This window comes from Microbulbifer maximicatervae (SeqCode), assembly GCF_052467615.1.
The window spans coordinates 33115-50642 of record NZ_CP174319.1; the positions used below are offsets into that span (position 1 = coordinate 33115).

Sequence of the window (17528 nt, forward strand, 5' to 3'; positions counted from 1 at the left end):
CGTTATTTTCTTTCATGCTCTCCCAATTCTCTGCTTAGATAGTTACCGACAGACAAATACATAATTTCTAATTTGCTCGGTAACTAATTATGAAAAAGCTGATTTTGCTTGCCGGAGCAGTAACGCTCGCCGTTGTAGGGGTTGATCACTACGATATTGATGTGCGTTCAAGTGTGGCCAAGGTGCGCCAGATGATAGAGCCGCTAAAAGATGATAGTGAATTAGTAAAGAATATTTCTGACAGCATACCCTGGTCCCAGCTGGAACATGCGGAGGTCGAAGAGTTATTAAATCATCCTCGGGTTCAGGCTTATCTGGACCGTGAGAATGTTAAGCAGGCGCTCAAGGACTACTTTGCAGACCTGGGAAATCTCTCTGGTGAAGAGGCCTGGGATGCGATTGAAAAAATAGAGCGGGAATCGCGTATTACAGGCTATGAAGCGCTTTCAATGAAGTTGGCCTGGCTGGAAAAAAATAGCCTTAACCAGGCAGAGTTCACCCAAAGAGCTGAAGAGCTATTTAATATTTATCGGGATAAAGCGCAAACGGTGATCAGGGATTACGACCCCCATGTCGAGGTTCCGGGCTTTTCCACCTATAAGGATCTTGAGCGCTCGATCGTTGAGGAAGTTCAGCAGATGACGTCCTTTCCCGATGGTATGAGTAGACATGAATACTTACGTAAACGCCTTCAGGACGCCCGTGAGGCGGTATATGGCAGTTAGGCTTTCTATCATTCAGCGCTGCCAGCGAGTTACCGGCAGCGCTGGGGGCATTTTAATTACATAAACAAGCCGATCAGATCATAGAACCAGTTACTATTGTCCTCATAATCTGAAACCTCATCGGTTTCGTATGCCCGAATCATGCCTCCACCGTTATGATTGACGATGTTGTCGAGGAAATCTTTTAATTCAAGCCCGTGCTCGGCAATCTCACCATAGTTTAAATCGATAATGGTTGTGCAGTGGCTCTCGTTCAAGTTGCGGAACATCGGGAAGTAATAGCCCCAGTTACTAGTTTGATCCAGCAGTGGAATCAAATTTTCATGGGTATCTTTCTGCCAGCGCTGTCGCAATTTATTTAAACGGGAGTCTGCATCGGGATCATTATAAATATCCTCATAAAATCTCTCGTAGGAGTACGATGAAAAATTCCCGTCAGCAAGAAAGTGCGTAATACCCAGTCGATCTGAGGGGAATTTATTGGAAAGCGCAGCATAAAGTGAGGCTAGCTGATTGGCTTCGAATCCCGGTGTTATGGCTTTTAACATAGTGATGGGATTTTCCGAGCTTTCATCGCTATCGGCGGTATAGGTAGTCCAAGAACGCAGCACTTCTTTATGTAGCGGTAAAGAGGGATATTGGGTGCTGTCACTCCCGTCTAAAGGTGCCTGATAGAGAGGGCCTGAATCATCGAGGAGATAGCCATAATCGACATTCATATCCTCGCGCAACTTCGAATAATTAAACAGAGCACCAATACTACCTGCACTACAACCCGCAGCGAGCATCTGCTTCGGTTTTTGCAAATTATTTTTCACCCAGGAAGTAACTGCCTGAACGTTGCGTAATCCATTGTGGTGCCAGATAAGGTCGGGGTTCTCGCCAGTAGTGTCCTCGTATATTTCAGTTTTATCGCCTACGTAGATATCCCCTGTGCAATACGGTACATAAACCATATTCCACTCGCCAGTTTTATACTGGTCGTAGGGGTGATGTGTATAAATCAAAGGGGATACGCCAGCGGTAGTAAGATTTTCGAAATTTGTAAAATCTAACAAGTGCACATTGCTTAGGTAATCATCAGGAATGCCATTGGGGTTGCGAGCCCCGCGAATACCAGCTTGCCCTGAGCAGCTTTCATAGTCCCAGCATGCCCCACCACCCTCGAAATAGAAAATGGTGTTACTGGTATCTGGAACACGGTGAACAAAGAACTTATAGGGTGATCCATTCCCACACATGGCACCTGTACTGGTAGGTACATCAATTTTTTGCCAGGTGTTGTAGTCGCCAGGATCAAAATCATCATTAAAACTGGGATCATCCATAGTTAGTGGATACATCCCTTCAGCTTGCTGTGAGGTGACTGGCGCATCGGCATTGGGTGGATCAAACAAATGCTTTAGGGTAGTCCAGAAGTTGTAATCACCCGGTTCTGCATTTGCATGCGCTGTGATAAGTAGAGAACTCGCTAAGAGTATTGAAATAAAACCACGGAGAATTTTTATCATTATTAATCCCCTTAAGGTATTGTGTGTTTTCTCTTTGGAGTGTGCTTTGTTGATCCTGCAATAATTGTTTGGAGGTTATTTGCTCCCTGTAGATAATCAACTTGCACGCTAGTCCAAATCGCTGTTTGGGTAAAACCCAATGAGGTTAGTTAATAATGATGTTTTGGTCTAGAAAGATATGAGGGGAAACTTGTCGGTCACAGAGTTTCTGTTATATTTCTTCTGTTTTTGCTCAAAAATATTCCATTTAAACTTTTATTAAAATTATTTTGTATATTTTGGCGTAATTTTTATTTTATACTTTATGGTGTTATTTTTGAGCGCTAAATAGTTCTGTATCTGATAATTTTTATGCTTGTATTAAAGGGATAGTGCCTCCCTGTGTTTAAGATTCAGGCTCTGTTGGAGTTTTTTAATTAGGTCTTGTTTCTTTTTGAAAATTTCGCGCGATTCTTCAATGCTTATTTCTTGAAATGTGATTTTGTTTTTTGGGGCTAGCTGGCCCAGGCGATGAAGTTCCGATTTTATAATATGGCCTATTCGGGGGTACCCGCCAATAGTCTGTCCCTCAATAAAGGAAATAATAGGATTGGCATCGGGTGGTACTTGAATGCTGCCGGGATAGAGTCCTGCTGATGATAGTTGTGTCTTTCCGTTTGTAATTTTATGAATTGTAGAATTGTTTTTAGTGGATAGACGAATGCCCATACGATTGCTTTGGGTAGAAACCAGATAGGTTGAGCCGTAAAAGTGTTCAATAAATTTCTTGGAAAATAAGTTGCTCTCTGGTCCAGCCACTAGCCGTAGCTTTGAGTTATGTGAGTAGTGAAGGTGAAATCTTTTATTTAGTACAGATTCTTTTGCGGTGTGGACTTCTTTAAAGTGGATGACTTCGTTAGATGTGATCGGTTTGCCACTATTTGCGCCAAATTTACTAATAATGTGAGTTGCAGAGCTACCTAAGATATTGGGTGCGTCTATCTTGGCAGAAATCGCAAGGTAGATTCTTGCACCGGAAATAGCTTGAGCTATATCCAAAATATCACCAGGCTTAACCCTATAGGTTCGGAAATTATCAATTGACTCGTTATTTAAGGAGCCTCTGAATTGGCCTCCGGCTATAGCGATAGTGAGATTGCAGAGGAATTCGATTCTAGGGCCGAGCAGGGTGATCTCAAAGGTTGGGTGCCCTAACGGGTTTCCTAATAACAGGTTGGCTATTTTCATCGATAGTGGGTCGGCAGCACCTCCCCATGGAATTCCACAGTGCATCATGCCTGGACGACCCAGGTCCTGAATACTTGTCTGTAGCCCCGCTCGAAGAAAGTGAATACCCATAGACCCTCCTTTTTAGGGTGAACTACTTTTAGTACTCTGCGAGAGTATATGAAATTGCTGAGAATCTATTGCATAAAATTCAATTTCATCTAAAGGTGCAGCGATAAATGGGGAGAGTTCCGCAGGTTGAAAAAGACTAAGGGGTGTCTGGCCAATAATTTGCCATCCCCCCGGTGTAGCTTGTGGGTAGATGCCTGTTTGTTCTCCACCTATCCCGACAGCGCCTGCGGGAATTCTGGTTCGGGGAGTTTCTTTTCTGGGGCAATATAGCTTTGGGTCAAGTCCGCCAAGGTATAAGAAGCCTGGAGTAAAGCCCAACATATGCACTAAGTAACGTTGTGCGGTATGTCGTTTGATGATTTCCTGTGACGATAATTTGGTATGTTCTGATAATGCCTCAAGGTCTGGAGAAAAGCCTTCTTCGTAGCATACGGGAATACGCACTATACGTGGTCTACTGGTGAAGGGGGCAGGGTTGTTTAGAAAGTCCTCGGTAGTTTTAGTGAGTAATTGGTATAAGGTTTTGTGATCCCATAGGGAAGGATTGAAAATAACAGTTAAGCACTGGTATGCAGGAATGATATCAATGATACCTGGATGCACTTCATTTAATAGAGCCGCTCTCAAACCGATAATTGTCCGGCTAAGAGCTTTGCATGGTTTGCCGGAAAAGCGGATATCTACTGCACAATCTCCGTTAATGGTAATAGCTAGTGGTATATGGGGGGCAGGGTGTGTCACCGAGCTATACTCACGCCGTTTGCATTGAGATGTTGATTAAGTTGTCTGGCGATAATGGGCGCTTGGGGATTATCGCCGTGGAGGCAGATGGTATCCACAGAGAATTGCAATTTTTCACCAAGATAATCGTTAAATTCTAAGCCCTTTGCCAAGCAGATAGCCTGCTGTAAGCACTGTTCTGTCTCAGCAATAACAGCACCCGCCATTGAGCGTGGAGCTAGTTGGTTATTGCTGAGGTACTGCCTATCCATAAATCCTTCGCGAATAAATGTTTTATTTTGTTTGGCAGCAGCGAACTGCATGGCAGCGTTGGCTAACCCAATAATTTTCAGTGAAGGATATTCTTTGTCGAGTAGGGTAATAATACTTTTAGCGAGTTCTCTGTTTGACTCTGTATCATTGTAGAGAGCGCCGTGTAGTTTAATATGGTCTAAAGTTGCTCCTAGGCTACGCGCGATATTTTCTAGTTGGTTTACTTGTGCGCAAAGAGAGTCGAGTAATTTATTTTGAGGAATAACTAGAGATTTGCGGCCAAAATTTTCCCTGTCGGGGTAGCTGGGGTGCGCGCCGATTTTTAAACTATTTTTTAGGGCGTTTTCGATTGATCTACCCATGATCTCGGGAGTGCCAGCGTGACCGCCGCAAGCTATATTGCAACGGGAAATAAACGGCATGATTTGGGCGTCCCTGTCACAGCTGTGTAAATCAGCACCTTCACCCAGATCGCAGTTGATATCAATGTTCACTGTGGCATCCTGCCTGTATATATTTTGAATGGGTTTTAACGCTAAGAATCTGCCTATTAAAGTAGTTAATTGTCAGGGCACTGATTTACTTCCATAGAGATTTTCTTTGAATTTGATTCATAGCAATTTCCCAGTGGGGAGCAGAAGCAGGCGGAAATTGAAAGGTTCCATCTTTCTTGATTAATTTTTTCCCATAGTTCAGAAGTTGCAGTGCCACGACTTAAAGAATAGAAAGGGTACTCCGACTGTGAGGGAATGATAACTTCATTTATTTCTGAAGAGCTTTGAAAGCCTTCGTCAAGGGGTGGGTGGTGATTATTATAGTTTCTATTAAATTTATTTTTCATCATTTTATGCTCTTCCTGACAGCAGGCGCGCAAAAAATCATGGGTGCTTGAGTATTCTACATTTTTATATTTAAAGCTAACGGATTTTAGGATGGCAGGGCCGGCCCCAGCATTGCGAAAGCCAAATGTAATTTTGCTTTGATTGCTCTCCTCGTCATAGTTGCCATGGCTGAACTGAATAACAGGCATTGTCATTATTTTGACTTGTTGATTGGCAGCTCTGGCTTGTAAATAGGTGGCATAGAAGGATGCCAGAGAAATCATAATTGCACTTACTGCGATCACTGAGTTTAAGCGGTCGCGATTGAATAACTTCATATCTTGTCGCACCTACCTACTAGTTATTTTTAAGTGAATTGAGCTAGAAAGGATGCCGGTCTATAGATTGGCATCCTTTCCTATTCAATTAGTTCAGCATGGTTTTTAGAAAGCGCCCGGTATGGGAAATGTCCATTTCTGCAACATCCTCAGGTGTCCCCGTGGCAATAATTTGCCCGCCGCCAGAGCCACCCTCCGGGCCCAGGTCTACAATCCAGTCTGCAGTTTTGATCACGTCCAGATTGTGTTCGATCACTACGATGGTATTGCCGTGATCGCGCAGGCGATGGAGAACATCCAGCAGTAATTGGATATCGGCAAAGTGCAGGCCGGTAGTCGGTTCGTCGAGGATGTACAGGGTTTGCCCAGTGTCTCGTTTGGATAGCTCGCGGGAGAGTTTTACCCGTTGGGCTTCACCACCTGAGAGAGTGGTGGCAGCCTGGCCTAGCTTGATATATGAGAGGCCGACATCCATTAGGGTTTGCAACTTCTTCGCGATTGCGGGCACAGGGTCAAAGAATTCCCGTGCATCTTCCACGGTCATTTCCAATACTTCGTGGATATTCTTGCCCTTGTAGTGTACCTCCAGGGTCTCGCGGTTGTAGCGCTTGCCGTGACAGGTATCACAGGGTACATAGACATCCGGCAAAAAGTGCATTTCTACCTTAATCACCCCGTCGCCCTGGCAGGCTTCACAGCGCCCACCCTTGACGTTAAAGCTGAAGCGTCCAGGTTTATAGCCCCGTGAGCGGGCTTCCTGGGTGCCAGCAAACAAGTCGCGAATTGGGGTAAAAATACCGGTATAGGTTGCCGGGTTTGAGCGAGGAGTGCGCCCGATAGGACTCTGATCAATATCCACGCATTTGTCGAAGTGCTCCAGACCGTGCACCTCTTTATAGGGAGAGGCCTTAAGGGTTGTTGCTTTGTTAAGTGCAGTGGCGGCAAGTGGATAGAGGGTTGTATTAATCAGGGTGGACTTACCAGAGCCGGATACACCGGTTACACAGGTAAATAATCCTACTGGGATCTCCAGATCGACGTCCTGTAAATTATTTCCACTGGCCCCTTCGAGGCGCAACAAATAGTCCGGGTCGGGTACGTAGCGTTCTTCCGGTACGGCAATTTTCTTTTTGCCGGAGAGGTACTGACCGGTTAGGGATTTCTTGCATTTGGTAATTTTATCGGCGGTACCCGCTGCCACGACTTCTCCACCATGGACTCCGGCACCGGGGCCAATATCGACGATAAAGTCGGCACTGCGAATGGCATCCTCATCGTGCTCCACCACAATAACCGTGTTGCCGATATCGCGCAGGTGGGTAAGGGTGTTGAGCAGGCGCTCGTTGTCCCGCTGGTGTAGGCCGATAGAGGGCTCGTCGAGAATATACATTACGCCCACGAGGCCGGCGCCGATCTGGCTGGCGAGGCGAATGCGCTGTGCTTCGCCGCCGGAGAGGGTTTCTGCACTGCGGTTTAGGGTTAGGTAATTCAGGCCGACATCGACGAGGAAGCGGAATCGATCGCGAAGCTCTTTGAGAATCTTATCGGCAATCTCTTTCTGGGCGCCTTTAAAAGCCAGCTCATGGTCGAAATACTCGAACGCATCGCCTACAGGCAGCTCAGTAATTTGCGCCAGGGTGCGGTTATCCACAAAGACATGACGGGCCTCGCGGCGCAGGCGGGTACCGTGGCACTCTGGGCATTTTTGTGTACTCAGATACTTGGCTAACTCCTCCCGTACCGATTGGGACTCGGTATCCCGATAGCGGCGTTGGAAATTGGGGATAATGCCCTCGAAGGTGTGCTGGCGCACGGTGACATCGCCGCGATCATTGACGTAGCTGAAGTCTATCTCTTCGTCGCCACTGCCCTGCAGGATAACCTTGCGGTGGGCTTTGCGTAATTTTTTCCAGGGCTTACCCAGATCGAAACCGTAGTGCTCGGCGAGGGAGTCGAGCATGTGGTAATAGTAAATGTTGCGTCTGTCCCAACCGCGAATGGCGCCCTCGGAAATACTGCTTTCCGAATCGATAATTACCTTGTCTTCATCGAAGAACTGTTTGACGCCCAGGCCGTCACAGCTGGGGCAGGCACCCGCGGGGTTGTTGAAGGAGAACAGGCGCGGTTCCAGCTCATCCAGTGAGTAATCACAGACGGGGCAGGCGTGGCGGGCGGAGAAGAGGCGATCTTCCTGGTCTCCATCCATAAAACTGATGGAGGCGATACCGTCGGTGAGATTCAGGGCAGTTTCGAAGGATTCCGCCAAACGCAGTTGCAGGTCCTCACGCACCTTAAAGCGGTCTACCACCACCTCAATGGTATGCTTGCGGCGCTTATCCAGCTTGGGGGTGTCGTCCAGGTCACAGATAACTCCGTCGATCCGTGCCCGCACAAATCCGTCCCGGCGCAGTTGTTCAAACACGTGCTGGTGCTCACCTTTTCGATCGCGAACTACTGGCGCCAGCAACATAATCTTGCTGCCTTCCGGTAAAGCCAGTACCTGATCCACCATCTGGCTGATCGTCTGGGCTTGCAGGGGTTTGTCGTGTTCGGGGCAGCGGGGTTCTCCAACCCGGGCAAATAGCAGCCGCAGGTAGTCATAGATCTCTGTGATGGTACCTACAGTGGAGCGGGGGTTGTGAGAGGTGGACTTCTGCTCGATTGAAATTGCCGGTGATAGCCCCTCGACGGTATCCACATCCGGCTTTTCCATCATCGACAGGAATTGACGGGCGTAGGTGGAGAGTGATTCCACGTAGCGGCGCTGTCCCTCTGCGTAAAGGGTGTCAAAGGCCAGGGAAGATTTGCCGGAACCGGACAGGCCGGTGATAACGATCAGTTTATCGCGGGGAATGTCCAGGTCGATATTCTTGAGGTTGTGGGTGCGAGCACCCCTTACATAAATCGTGTCCACGCTCTACCTATATGCTGCTAATACTGGGCCGGGCCTCGGACTTGCTCCGCGCGGGGCGATCACAACTGCGGTGCCGGAAAAACAGTCAAGTATAAACTCGCCACCTGATGTGCGAAAATTGTCTTTCGCAATACCCGACATTCAGGCAGATAGCATTCGATGATTCCTGTGATTCTCTGTGGTGGCACTGGCTCGCGTCTGTGGCCACTCTCTCGCGAGGCCTACCCCAAACAGTTCTTACCCCTTATCGGTGGTGAAACGATGTTACAGGCAACCGTAAGGCGCCTAGAGGGCATTGAGCCATTACAGGCGCCGATCCTGGTATGCAACGAAGAGCATCGTTTTGCCGCCGCCGAGCAATTGCAGGAAATCGGCCACGGTGCTCAGTCCATTTTGTTAGAGCCCTGCGCGCGCAATACTGCACCGGCTATTGCTTTGGCTGCCCTGGCAGCACTGGAGTCAGGAGCTGACCCTTTACTGCTGGTATTACCGGCAGACCACGCCGTTTCTGACGAGGCAAATTTTCAGGAGTCTGTAGAGTCGGCCCGAGCCCTGGCTGAGCAGGGGCATCTGGTCACCTTTGGTATTGTGCCGACCCGGGCGGAGACCGGCTACGGCTACATTCGGCGCGGGGATAAATTGGCGGAAACTGCTTGGAAAGTGGCGGAGTTCGTCGAAAAGCCGGACACTGAAACTGCTGAATCTTACCTGGCATCCGGGGATTACTCCTGGAACAGTGGCATGTTCCTGTTCCGCGCCTCCCGCTATCTGGAGGAGTTGGAGCGGTACCGTGCAGATATTCTCGCAGCTTGCCGCAGTGCCTATCAGAGTGCTGCTAGGGACCTGGATTTTACCCGGGTGGATAGAGAGGCTTTTGCAGCCTGCGCGGATGAGTCTGTAGATTATGCAGTGATGGAGCCGACTGAATCCGCTGCAGTTGTACCAATGGATGCGGGTTGGAGCGATGTGGGCTCCTGGCAGGGGCTGTGGGAGCTGGCAAAACGCGATGCCAATGACAATTTGCTCCAGGGTGATGTGTTGCTAGAAGACTCCCAGCGCTGCCTGGTGCGTGGTGAGAGCCGCTTGGTCAGCCTTCTCGGTGTATCCGACCTGGTGGTTGTCGATACTGACGACGCGCTTCTGATCGCAGACCGGCAGCGGGTCCAGGAAGTCAAAAAACTGGTCAGTAACCTCAAGAGCACTGGCCGCAGTGAGGCCCAAAGGCACCGCAAGGTATATAGGCCCTGGGGCTACTACGACTCGATTGATGCGGGTCCACGCTTTCAGGTGAAGCGTATTGTGGTGAAGCCGGGCCAGCAGCTATCCCTGCAGATGCATCACCACCGCGCTGAACACTGGGTTGTGGTGCAGGGAACTGCGAAAGTTACCCGGGGTGAAGAAGAGGTCCTGATAACCGAGAACCAATCGACTTATATCCCCCTGGGGGTGGTCCACCGTTTGGAGAACCCCGGTACGATTCCCTTGGAGCTGATCGAGGTGCAATCCGGCAGTTATCTCGGGGAGGATGACATTGTCCGCCTCGATGATGAGTACGGTCGTAACTAGTTGTGGATAAAAGTTGTGCTGTTTCCCCTACAGCCGGGAGGCGGCTCACTGTACAATGCGCGCCCTATTTGATGCTGTTCCGGGATTTGCATGAATTCCATTGAGCGCCGCGCCCTGGGTGGGCTGGCTTCCCTGTATGTCTTTCGTATGCTGGGCCTGTTTATGGTCCTGCCGGTTCTCACTGTGTACGGCGAGGGCTATCGTGATAGCACGCCCATGCTGCTGGGGCTGGCAATGGGTGCCTATGGCCTGAGTCAGGCGATACTCCAAATTCCTCTGGGGCTCCTGTCCGATCGTTGGGGGCGCAAGCCGGTCATTTATACCGGCCTTGCACTGTTTGCCCTGGGCAGTGTCATCGCTGCGCTGACAGATTCGGTTTACGGCCTTATTGTGGGGCGGGTACTGCAAGGTTGTGGTGCTATTGCCGCTGCTGTGATGGCGCTGGTTGCCGACTTAACCCGCGATGAAAAGCGCGGTATTGCGATGGCGATTATCGGAGCGTCTATTGGCGTTGCATTTATGCTGGCGGTGATCCTGGGGCCGGCGCTGGCCGGTGTGGGCGGCTTGCCGGCAATTTTCTGGGTCACTGCTGGATTAGCACTGCTGGGTGGATTATTGGTTTGGCGCCTGGTGCCGACTCCGGAGGCGGCTCGGCGGCCCGCGGTTTATGGCAGTGGTTTTCGTTCGGTAGTTAAAAGTGGTCTTGTTTGGCGCTTGGTTTCTGGGGCCTTTTTCTCCCACTTGTTGCTCACGGCATTGTTTGTCGCCTTGCCATTGGTGCTAGTCGATAGATTGGATTGGCCGGCGAGCGAACACTGGAAACTGTATGGGCCGCTAATGCTCGGCACCTTCCTGGTGATGTTGCCAATGATGAGGGCGGCAGAGAAAAGTGATCGGGTGCCTTTTGCGCTTAATTTTGCTTGTTTAGCTTTGATCGGTGGCAGTGCGGCCTTGTTGTCTGCAAGCACCTGGGTGCTGGTAGTCTTGCTGGCAGTGTTCTTCACCGGTTTCAACCTGCTTGAAGCCCTGTTGCCGGCGCAGCTAACCAGGAAGGCTCCGGCGGAAGCGAGAGGTGCAGCTACGGGGCTCTATGCGACTTTACAGTTCTTTGGCACCTTTGTCGGCGGTAGCCTGGGTGGCCTGCTGTTCGGTCTGGGGGGCGCTTCCGCAGTTGCTGCTCTGGGCTTGGCGGTGCTGCTGCTATGGATGTTGCTGTGGTGGGGTTTGCGCGAGAGAGCGTGAAGGTAGCGCTTACTAACACTGAGCCGCTATTGTATCCTACTGGATAAAAATACAATATTTACCGATGGTGCAATGTAGCACTGACGGTATTTCATAACACTTGATAGATTAATTGATTGTTTAAATAGTTTATTGCCCCGGGTGGAGCCCGGGTTGACGAGAGGAGAGGGCCATGGCCAGGGGTATTAATAAAGTAATTCTGATCGGTAATCTGGGGAATGACCCGGAAACCAAATATATGCCGAGTGGCGGTGCTGTTACCAACATCAGCCTGGCTACCAGTGAGAGCTGGAAAGACAAGCAGACTGGCCAGCAGCAGGAGCGCACTGAGTGGCATCGCGTAGTATTTTTTAACCGCCTGGCTGAGATCGCCGGTGAGTACCTGCGCAAGGGGGCCAAAGTTTATGTAGAGGGCTCTCTACGCACCCGTAAGTGGCAGGATAAGAATTCCGGCCAGGACCGCTACACCACTGAAATCGTTGCCAGCGAAATGCAGATGCTGGACGGTCGCGGTGAGCAGGGCGGCTTTGGTCAGGGTATGGGTGGCGCTGGAATGGGCGCAGCCGCAGGTGGCCAAATGGGTGGCGGCCAGCCGATGGGTGGTTCCAGCGGTTTTGACCAGCAGGGCGGCGGTTTCCAGGGTGGCTACCAGCAGCAGGGCGGCCAGGAGGCATATGGGCAGGGGCGTACCGCTCCCTCACCGATGGCACCAGCTAACCAGCAGCCCCAGCAACAGCCGAACCAAGGTCCTGCCGGTGGTTTCGATAATAGCTTTGATGACGATATCCCGTTCTAAGAACTGGATTTACCAGTGTCTGAATTGAATACAGGTTATATGCCGGATACCGTCGCCATTATCACAGCTGGTAATGAGATTGATGGTGCGCTGCAAAAAAGACTGCAGCGCGCAGGCTTTCGCATACAGCAGTTGACCCCTGGGGAAATCGATCAATTGAGACCGGGCTCAATTGTGATTAATGCCTCCGCCTGTGCCGACAATCGAGGCATGCCGGAGTCACTGCTGGTGAGTAAGCGGCTTTGTGCTGCACCCTGTGAATATATTATTCACCTCTCATCCTACCAAGTTTTTTCTGGCGGTGAGCGCCGCCGCTATGACGAGGATGAGCCCGCAGAACCACAGTCCCCGAGTGGACGCGAATGGCTGGCCTGCGAAGATGCCTTTAATGGGCTGCAAAACCTGACGATTTTGCGTTTTGGCTGGATGGTGGATAGTGGTCAGGATGCCTTGTTAGGGCGTATTTTACGCAACTTTGTGTCTGGGGAGCCTTTAGCCCTGGATGGAAGGAACAGCGGCAACCCAGTAACAGTGGTGGATATGGCTCGTGTCGCAGTGGCGGTTGCCCAGCAGCTCGCTAGCGGGGCTAAGGCAGGAGGTGTTTACCACTACGGTAGTTCTGATAGCTGCACAGCGATGGAGTTTGCCCTGGAGGTGGTCGAGCGCGCCCAGGCTTTTTACGATGAAGAGCGCTTTGCGCAATTTATTTCATTAGGGGATGAGGCAGAAAAGCGGGATCGCAGCATAGTACTTTCATGTGGCAAGCTGCGGGATGTCTTTGGTGTTCAGCAGCGGAGCTGGAGACAGGGACTGACACGCCAGGTTGAGCTGTGGTTGGAGCGCTTGCACGCGACTCCGGAATAGTTTGGTTTCTGTTGTGCAGTCAATAAAAAGGGCGCCTTGCGGCGCCCTTTTTATTTCGATTAGATTTTATCGAATATCAGGCAAGCATTAGTTCCGCCAAAGCCAAAGCTATTGGACATAGCCCGTTTGACTTCAGTCTCACGCAGCTGGCGGACAAGGTCCATGCCTTCCGCAGCGGGGTCGAGGTTCTCTACATTAGCTGATGCAGCAATAAAGTTATTCTGCATCATCAGCAGGCTGTAAATGGCCTCCTGAACCCCTGCAGCTCCCAGAGAGTGGCCTGTCAGAGATTTGGTAGAGGCGAATGCCGGAACGGTATCCCCGAAGACCTCGCGCATGGCTTTCAATTCGGCGACATCGCCTACGGGTGTAGAGGTGCCGTGGGTGTTGATATAGTCCACGCTACCCTGCAGGCCTTTGCCGTCCATACCGGCCAGAGCCTGCTGCATACAGCGGGTGGCGCCTTCACCGCTTGGGGCAACCATATCGTAACCATCGGAAGTTGCGCCGTAACCGGTCAGCTCCGCATAGATGGTCGCACCGCGAGCCACGGCGTGCTCCATTTCTTCGAGTACCAGACAGCCACCACCACCGGCGATCACAAAGCCATCGCGATCGGCATCGTAGGGGCGTGATGCTTTTGTCGGAGTATCGTTATATTTGCTTGAGAGGGCGCCCATAGCGTCAAACAAGTGAGTCAAACTCCAGGCTAGTTCCTCACCTCCGCCAGCAAACACTACATCCTGCTTACCCATCTGGATAAGCTCAGCTCCGTTTCCTATACAGTGGGCACTGGTAGCGCAAGCGGAGGAAATACTGTAGTTCACCCCTTTGATTTTGAATGGAGTGGCTAAGCATGCGGAAACGGTACTGTTCATTACCTGGGGCACGCGGTAGGCGCCTACACGGCGAACACCTTTTTCCTTCAGAGTATGTGCAGCGTCAATAATCTGCTGAGTGGATGTGCCGCCAGAGCCCATCACGATACCCGTGCGCGGATTAGATATCTGCTCCTCCTGCAGGCCCGACATCTCGATTGCTTCACGCATGGCAATGTACGCATAGGCTGCAGCGTCGCCCATAAAGCGAAGTTGCTTGCGATCGATATGCTCTTTGAAATCGATGTCCACAGGCCCAGCCACATGGCTGCGCAGGCCGAGCTCCTTATACTCTTCTTGGAAGCGGATGCCGCTTCGACCAGTTTTCAGTGACTCGGTGACTTCTTTAGTGTTGGTACCGATACAGGAAGTGATACCCATTCCGGTAATGACGACCCGACGCATAGTGATCTCCAGCATAGCTTGTCGGCAGAGGACTGATGGTTTCTACCGGTATTAGTCTTAAACGAGTTTAAAAATTGTCCGTACGGGTAAATAAGCCTACGCGAAGATCCTTTGCTGTGTAAATTTCTCTTCCATCCACAGAGACACTGCCGTCGCCAATACCCATAACAAGCCTGCGCTCAACAATCCGGCTCATCTGAATATGGTAAGTCACCTTCTTGCTGGTGGGGAGAATTTGGCCTGTAAATTTAACTTCACCACAGCCCAGTGCACGACCGCGGCCGGGGTTGCCTTTCCAGGCCAGGAAATAACCCAATAATTGCCACATAGCATCCAGGCCGAGGCAGCCGGGCATTACGGGATCGCCGGGAAAATGGCAGTCGAAGAACCATAGGTCGGGGTGAATGTCGAGCTCAGCGATCAGCTCTCCCTTGCCGAAAGCACCACCTTCCTTGGATATATGGGTGATACGATCGAGCATCAACATATTGGGAGCCGGCAACTGGGCGTTGCCTGGGCCGAACATCTCGCCACGGGAGCAGGTCAGGAGCTCCTCTCTGGTATACTCACTTTTTTGTACAAAATTACTCATCATTTCCCCGTTAGTGGGTGGTTATGCAATTGAGATTGGACACTTTTGCAAGAGCGGGCATTCTAAGGGGTCTGTGTCGCTTGTCCAGTCGGTCAAGGTGGTTTTTGTGACTGGCGTGAGAATTGTCTTCACAAATACCCCCTATTTAGCGTATTAATTCCTCATCTTATTCGTATAGTTTTGGTGTTTATCCTCGGGGGAATTCACATTTTGGGCCAAGCTTAACGTTATCGAGTGTAAGTGCTTGCACAGCGACGCTATGATAAGTTGCCAGCCCTGCGCGGGGGTGCGCTGTTTTAAATTGATTGGGGGAGCAGAATGCTCAAGAAATGCCTATTTCCTGTTGCCGGTTATGGCACTCGTTTTCTTCCTGCCACTAAGGCGATGCCGAAAGAAATGTTGCCGCTGGTGAATAAGCCATTGGTTCAGTATGGCGTTGAAGAGGCTATAGAAGCGGGGCTGACCGAGATCGGTTTTGTCACAGGGCGAGGCAAGCGCGCAATTGAGGATCACTTTGATACCAACTTTGAGCTGGAACACCAGATCGCGGGTACCGGCAAAGAACGTTACTTGGACTCAGTGCGTAAAGTGATCGATAGGGCGAGCTTTTCTTATACGCGTCAGGGCGAAATGAGAGGCCTGGGTGACGCTATTTTGCAAGGACATCGCCTGGTTGGCGATGAGCCGTTTGCCGTCGTGTTGGCTGATGACCTATGTCTAAATGAAGATATGGGCGTTTTGGGGCAAATGGTTCAGCTTTATAAGCAATTCCGCTGCAGTATTGTTGCGGTAGAGGAAGTGCCGAAGGAGCAGATCCATAAATTTGGTGTGATCGGTGGTAATGAAATTAAGCCTGGTCTGTATCAAGTCACTGACATGGTCGAGAAGCCTGCAGCGGAAGATGCCCCCAGTAATATGGCGATTATTGGTCGTTATATCCTGACACCGGATATCTTTGATCTGATCCGAGATACTCCTCCAGGCAAAAATGGTGAGGTTCAAATTACCGATGCGCTGATGGCGCAAGCTCAGCAGGGCTGTGTATTAGCCTATGCCTTCAAAGGTCGCCGCTTTGACTGTGGTTCTGTAGAGGGCTTTATTGATGCTACTAACCACGTCTACGAAAATGTGTATTTGCCAGAGCAGGCTGCTGAGGAGAAAAGCAAGTGAGTGAGCTGACTTGCTTTAAGGCTTATGACCTTCGCGGCCGTGTACCCGATGAACTTAATACCGATGTCGCATATCGAGTGGGGCGTGCCTTTGCCCAGTTCCTGAATGCTCGTCGAGTAGTTGTTGGGCATGATATTCGGCTTACCAGTGGCGAGCTGACAGATGCGCTGGTCAATGGATTACGAGATGCGGGTGCCGATGTTTTCCATATCGGCGAGTGTGGTACAGAAGAGGTCTACTTTGCCAATTTCCACGGGGACTTTGACGGCGGTATTTGCGTTACTGCTAGTCACAATCCTATGGACTACAACGGCATGAAGTTTGTGCGTGCAGGCAGTAGTCCAATCAGTGGTGATACCGGTCTACTGGATATCAAGCGCTTGGCAGAAGAAAACAACTTTGCTCCGGTTGAGCAAAGAGGCACTTTGCAGCGCTTTGAACACCGCGCTGATTTTGTGCAGCACTTATTGGGATATATCGATAATACTGCATTGAAGCCATTAAAACTGGTGGTTAATGCGGGTAATGGTGGTGCGGGGGCGGTTGTTGATGCACTGGCTCCACACCTGCCGTTTGAGTTTGTGCGAGTTCACCACGAGCCCGACGGCAACTTTCCCAACGGTATTCCCAACCCAATTTTGCCAGAAAACCGCAATTCTACTGCCGAGGCAGTGCGGGCAAGCGGTGCTGATTTTGGTATAGCCTGGGATGGTGATTTTGATCGCTGCTTTTTCTTCGATGAAAGTGGTGATTTTATTGAAGGTTACTATGTTGTTGGCTTGCTGGCAGAAGCTTTCCTGGCAAAAAACAACGGTGCCAAAGTTGTTCATGATCCACGCCTGCTCTGGAATACCGAGGATATTGTCCGCGCTGCTGGTGGAGAGCCGGTACAGAGTAAAACCGGTCATGCCTTTATTAAAGAGCGCATGCGCAAGGAAGATGCCATTTATGGCGGTGAAATGAGTGCGCATCATTATTTCCGGGATTTCGCCTACTGCGATAGCGGTATGATTCCATGGTTATTGGTTGCTGAGTTGGTAAGTCGCAGTGGTAAATCGCTGTCACAGCTTGTTGGTGAGCGCATGGCTGCTTTCCCCTGTTCGGGAGAGATCAACTCTAAGGTTCAGGATGCTGCAGCACTGTTAAAGGCGGCAGAGGAAAAGTATGGACCTGCAGCTGACAGCGTTGAGCACGTGGATGGGTTGAGTATCGCTTACCCCGAGTGGCGTTTTAATTTGCGTATGTCAAATACTGAACCGGTTGTTCGCTTGAATGTTGAATCCCGAGGAAGTGAGGAGTTAATGCGGGAGAAAACAGAGGAGCTGCTTAAGCTTATCGGTTAATACTCGTTTTTTAATATTAAAAAGCCCCGCAA

15 protein-coding genes are annotated in these 17528 nt (G+C 50.3%); 7 read left to right on the plus strand and 8 right to left on the minus strand.

The features are described 5' to 3' along the window. The first annotated feature begins 89 nt into the window (after positions 1-89). Positions 90-725, plus strand: a complete 636-nt coding sequence (locus tag ACJJIM_RS00225; protein ID WP_282934385.1) for a hypothetical protein — start codon at positions 90-92, stop codon at positions 723-725. 56 nt (positions 726-781) lie between these two features. Here the strand turns inward: ACJJIM_RS00225 and ACJJIM_RS00230 are convergent, their stop codons facing one another. The 6 genes from ACJJIM_RS00230 to uvrA all read right to left on the minus strand — a co-directional run bounded on the left by ACJJIM_RS00230 (position 782) and on the right by uvrA (position 8640). Next, a complete protein-coding gene (locus ACJJIM_RS00230) occupies positions 782-2236 on the minus strand; it encodes a pectin acetylesterase-family hydrolase (protein ID WP_413664286.1) in 1455 nt (484 codons plus the stop codon). A gap of 360 nt (positions 2237-2596) precedes the next feature. Further along, positions 2597-3574: a 5-oxoprolinase subunit C family protein gene (locus tag ACJJIM_RS00235; RefSeq protein ID WP_282934383.1), complete on the minus strand. Its 978-nt coding sequence runs from the start codon at positions 3572-3574 to the stop codon at positions 2597-2599. A 12-nt stretch (positions 3575-3586) separates the two neighbouring features. Continuing rightward, positions 3587-4315 carry a 5-oxoprolinase subunit PxpB gene (gene pxpB, locus ACJJIM_RS00240; protein ID WP_444912065.1) on the minus strand — a complete coding sequence of 243 codons (729 nt, stop codon included), beginning with the start codon at positions 4313-4315 and terminating at the stop codon, positions 3587-3589. Beyond that, a complete protein-coding gene (pxpA, locus tag ACJJIM_RS00245) occupies positions 4312-5061 on the minus strand; it encodes a 5-oxoprolinase subunit PxpA (RefSeq protein ID WP_282934381.1) in 750 nt (249 codons plus the stop codon). The genes pxpB and pxpA overlap by 4 nt, the downstream gene beginning before the upstream one ends. Positions 5062-5126: 65 nt before the next feature. Continuing rightward, complete coding sequence (locus ACJJIM_RS00250) at positions 5127-5726, minus strand: hypothetical protein (protein WP_282934380.1); 600 nt, start codon at positions 5724-5726, stop codon at positions 5127-5129. A gap of 88 nt (positions 5727-5814) precedes the next feature. Beyond that, complete coding sequence (gene uvrA, locus ACJJIM_RS00255) at positions 5815-8640, minus strand: excinuclease ABC subunit UvrA (protein ID WP_444912066.1); 2826 nt, start codon at positions 8638-8640, stop codon at positions 5815-5817. Between the two features lie 159 nt (positions 8641-8799). On the opposite strand from uvrA, the gene ACJJIM_RS00260 reads away from it, so the two are divergent. From ACJJIM_RS00260 to ACJJIM_RS00275, 4 genes are all read left to right on the plus strand, one after another. After that, positions 8800-10206, plus strand: a complete 1407-nt coding sequence (locus ACJJIM_RS00260; protein WP_444912067.1) for a mannose-1-phosphate guanylyltransferase/mannose-6-phosphate isomerase — start codon at positions 8800-8802, stop codon at positions 10204-10206. A 90-nt stretch (positions 10207-10296) separates the two neighbouring features. Continuing rightward, positions 10297-11448 carry an MFS transporter gene (locus ACJJIM_RS00265; RefSeq protein ID WP_413664292.1) on the plus strand — a complete coding sequence of 384 codons (1152 nt, stop codon included), beginning with the start codon at positions 10297-10299 and terminating at the stop codon, positions 11446-11448. A gap of 172 nt (positions 11449-11620) precedes the next feature. Further along, positions 11621-12244 carry a single-stranded DNA-binding protein gene (gene ssb / locus ACJJIM_RS00270; RefSeq protein WP_282934376.1) on the plus strand — a complete coding sequence of 208 codons (624 nt, stop codon included), beginning with the start codon at positions 11621-11623 and terminating at the stop codon, positions 12242-12244. Positions 12245-12259: 15 nt separating this feature from the next. Next, entirely contained in the window at positions 12260-13108 is an 849-nt protein-coding gene (locus ACJJIM_RS00275; RefSeq protein ID WP_413664293.1) for a sugar nucleotide-binding protein, read from the plus strand. Between the two features lie 59 nt (positions 13109-13167). Here ACJJIM_RS00275 and fabB read toward each other — a convergent pair whose 3' ends face one another. Beyond that, positions 13168-14391, minus strand: coding sequence for a beta-ketoacyl-ACP synthase I (gene fabB, locus ACJJIM_RS00280; RefSeq protein WP_413664294.1), 1224 nt, complete (start codon positions 14389-14391; stop codon positions 13168-13170). A gap of 67 nt (positions 14392-14458) precedes the next feature. Beyond that, positions 14459-14983, minus strand: a complete 525-nt coding sequence (gene fabA / locus ACJJIM_RS00285) for a 3-hydroxyacyl-[acyl-carrier-protein] dehydratase FabA (protein WP_108731685.1) — start codon at positions 14981-14983, stop codon at positions 14459-14461. Between the two features lie 318 nt (positions 14984-15301). On the opposite strand from fabA, the gene galU reads away from it, so the two are divergent. Both galU and ACJJIM_RS00295 read left to right on the plus strand, forming a co-directional pair. Continuing rightward, complete coding sequence (galU, locus tag ACJJIM_RS00290; RefSeq protein WP_413664295.1) at positions 15302-16153, plus strand: UTP--glucose-1-phosphate uridylyltransferase GalU; 852 nt, start codon at positions 15302-15304, stop codon at positions 16151-16153. Beyond that, positions 16150-17496 carry a phosphomannomutase gene (locus tag ACJJIM_RS00295; protein ID WP_444912068.1) on the plus strand — a complete coding sequence of 449 codons (1347 nt, stop codon included), beginning with the start codon at positions 16150-16152 and terminating at the stop codon, positions 17494-17496. The genes galU and ACJJIM_RS00295 overlap by 4 nt, the downstream gene beginning before the upstream one ends. Positions 17497-17528: the final 32 nt, after the last annotated feature.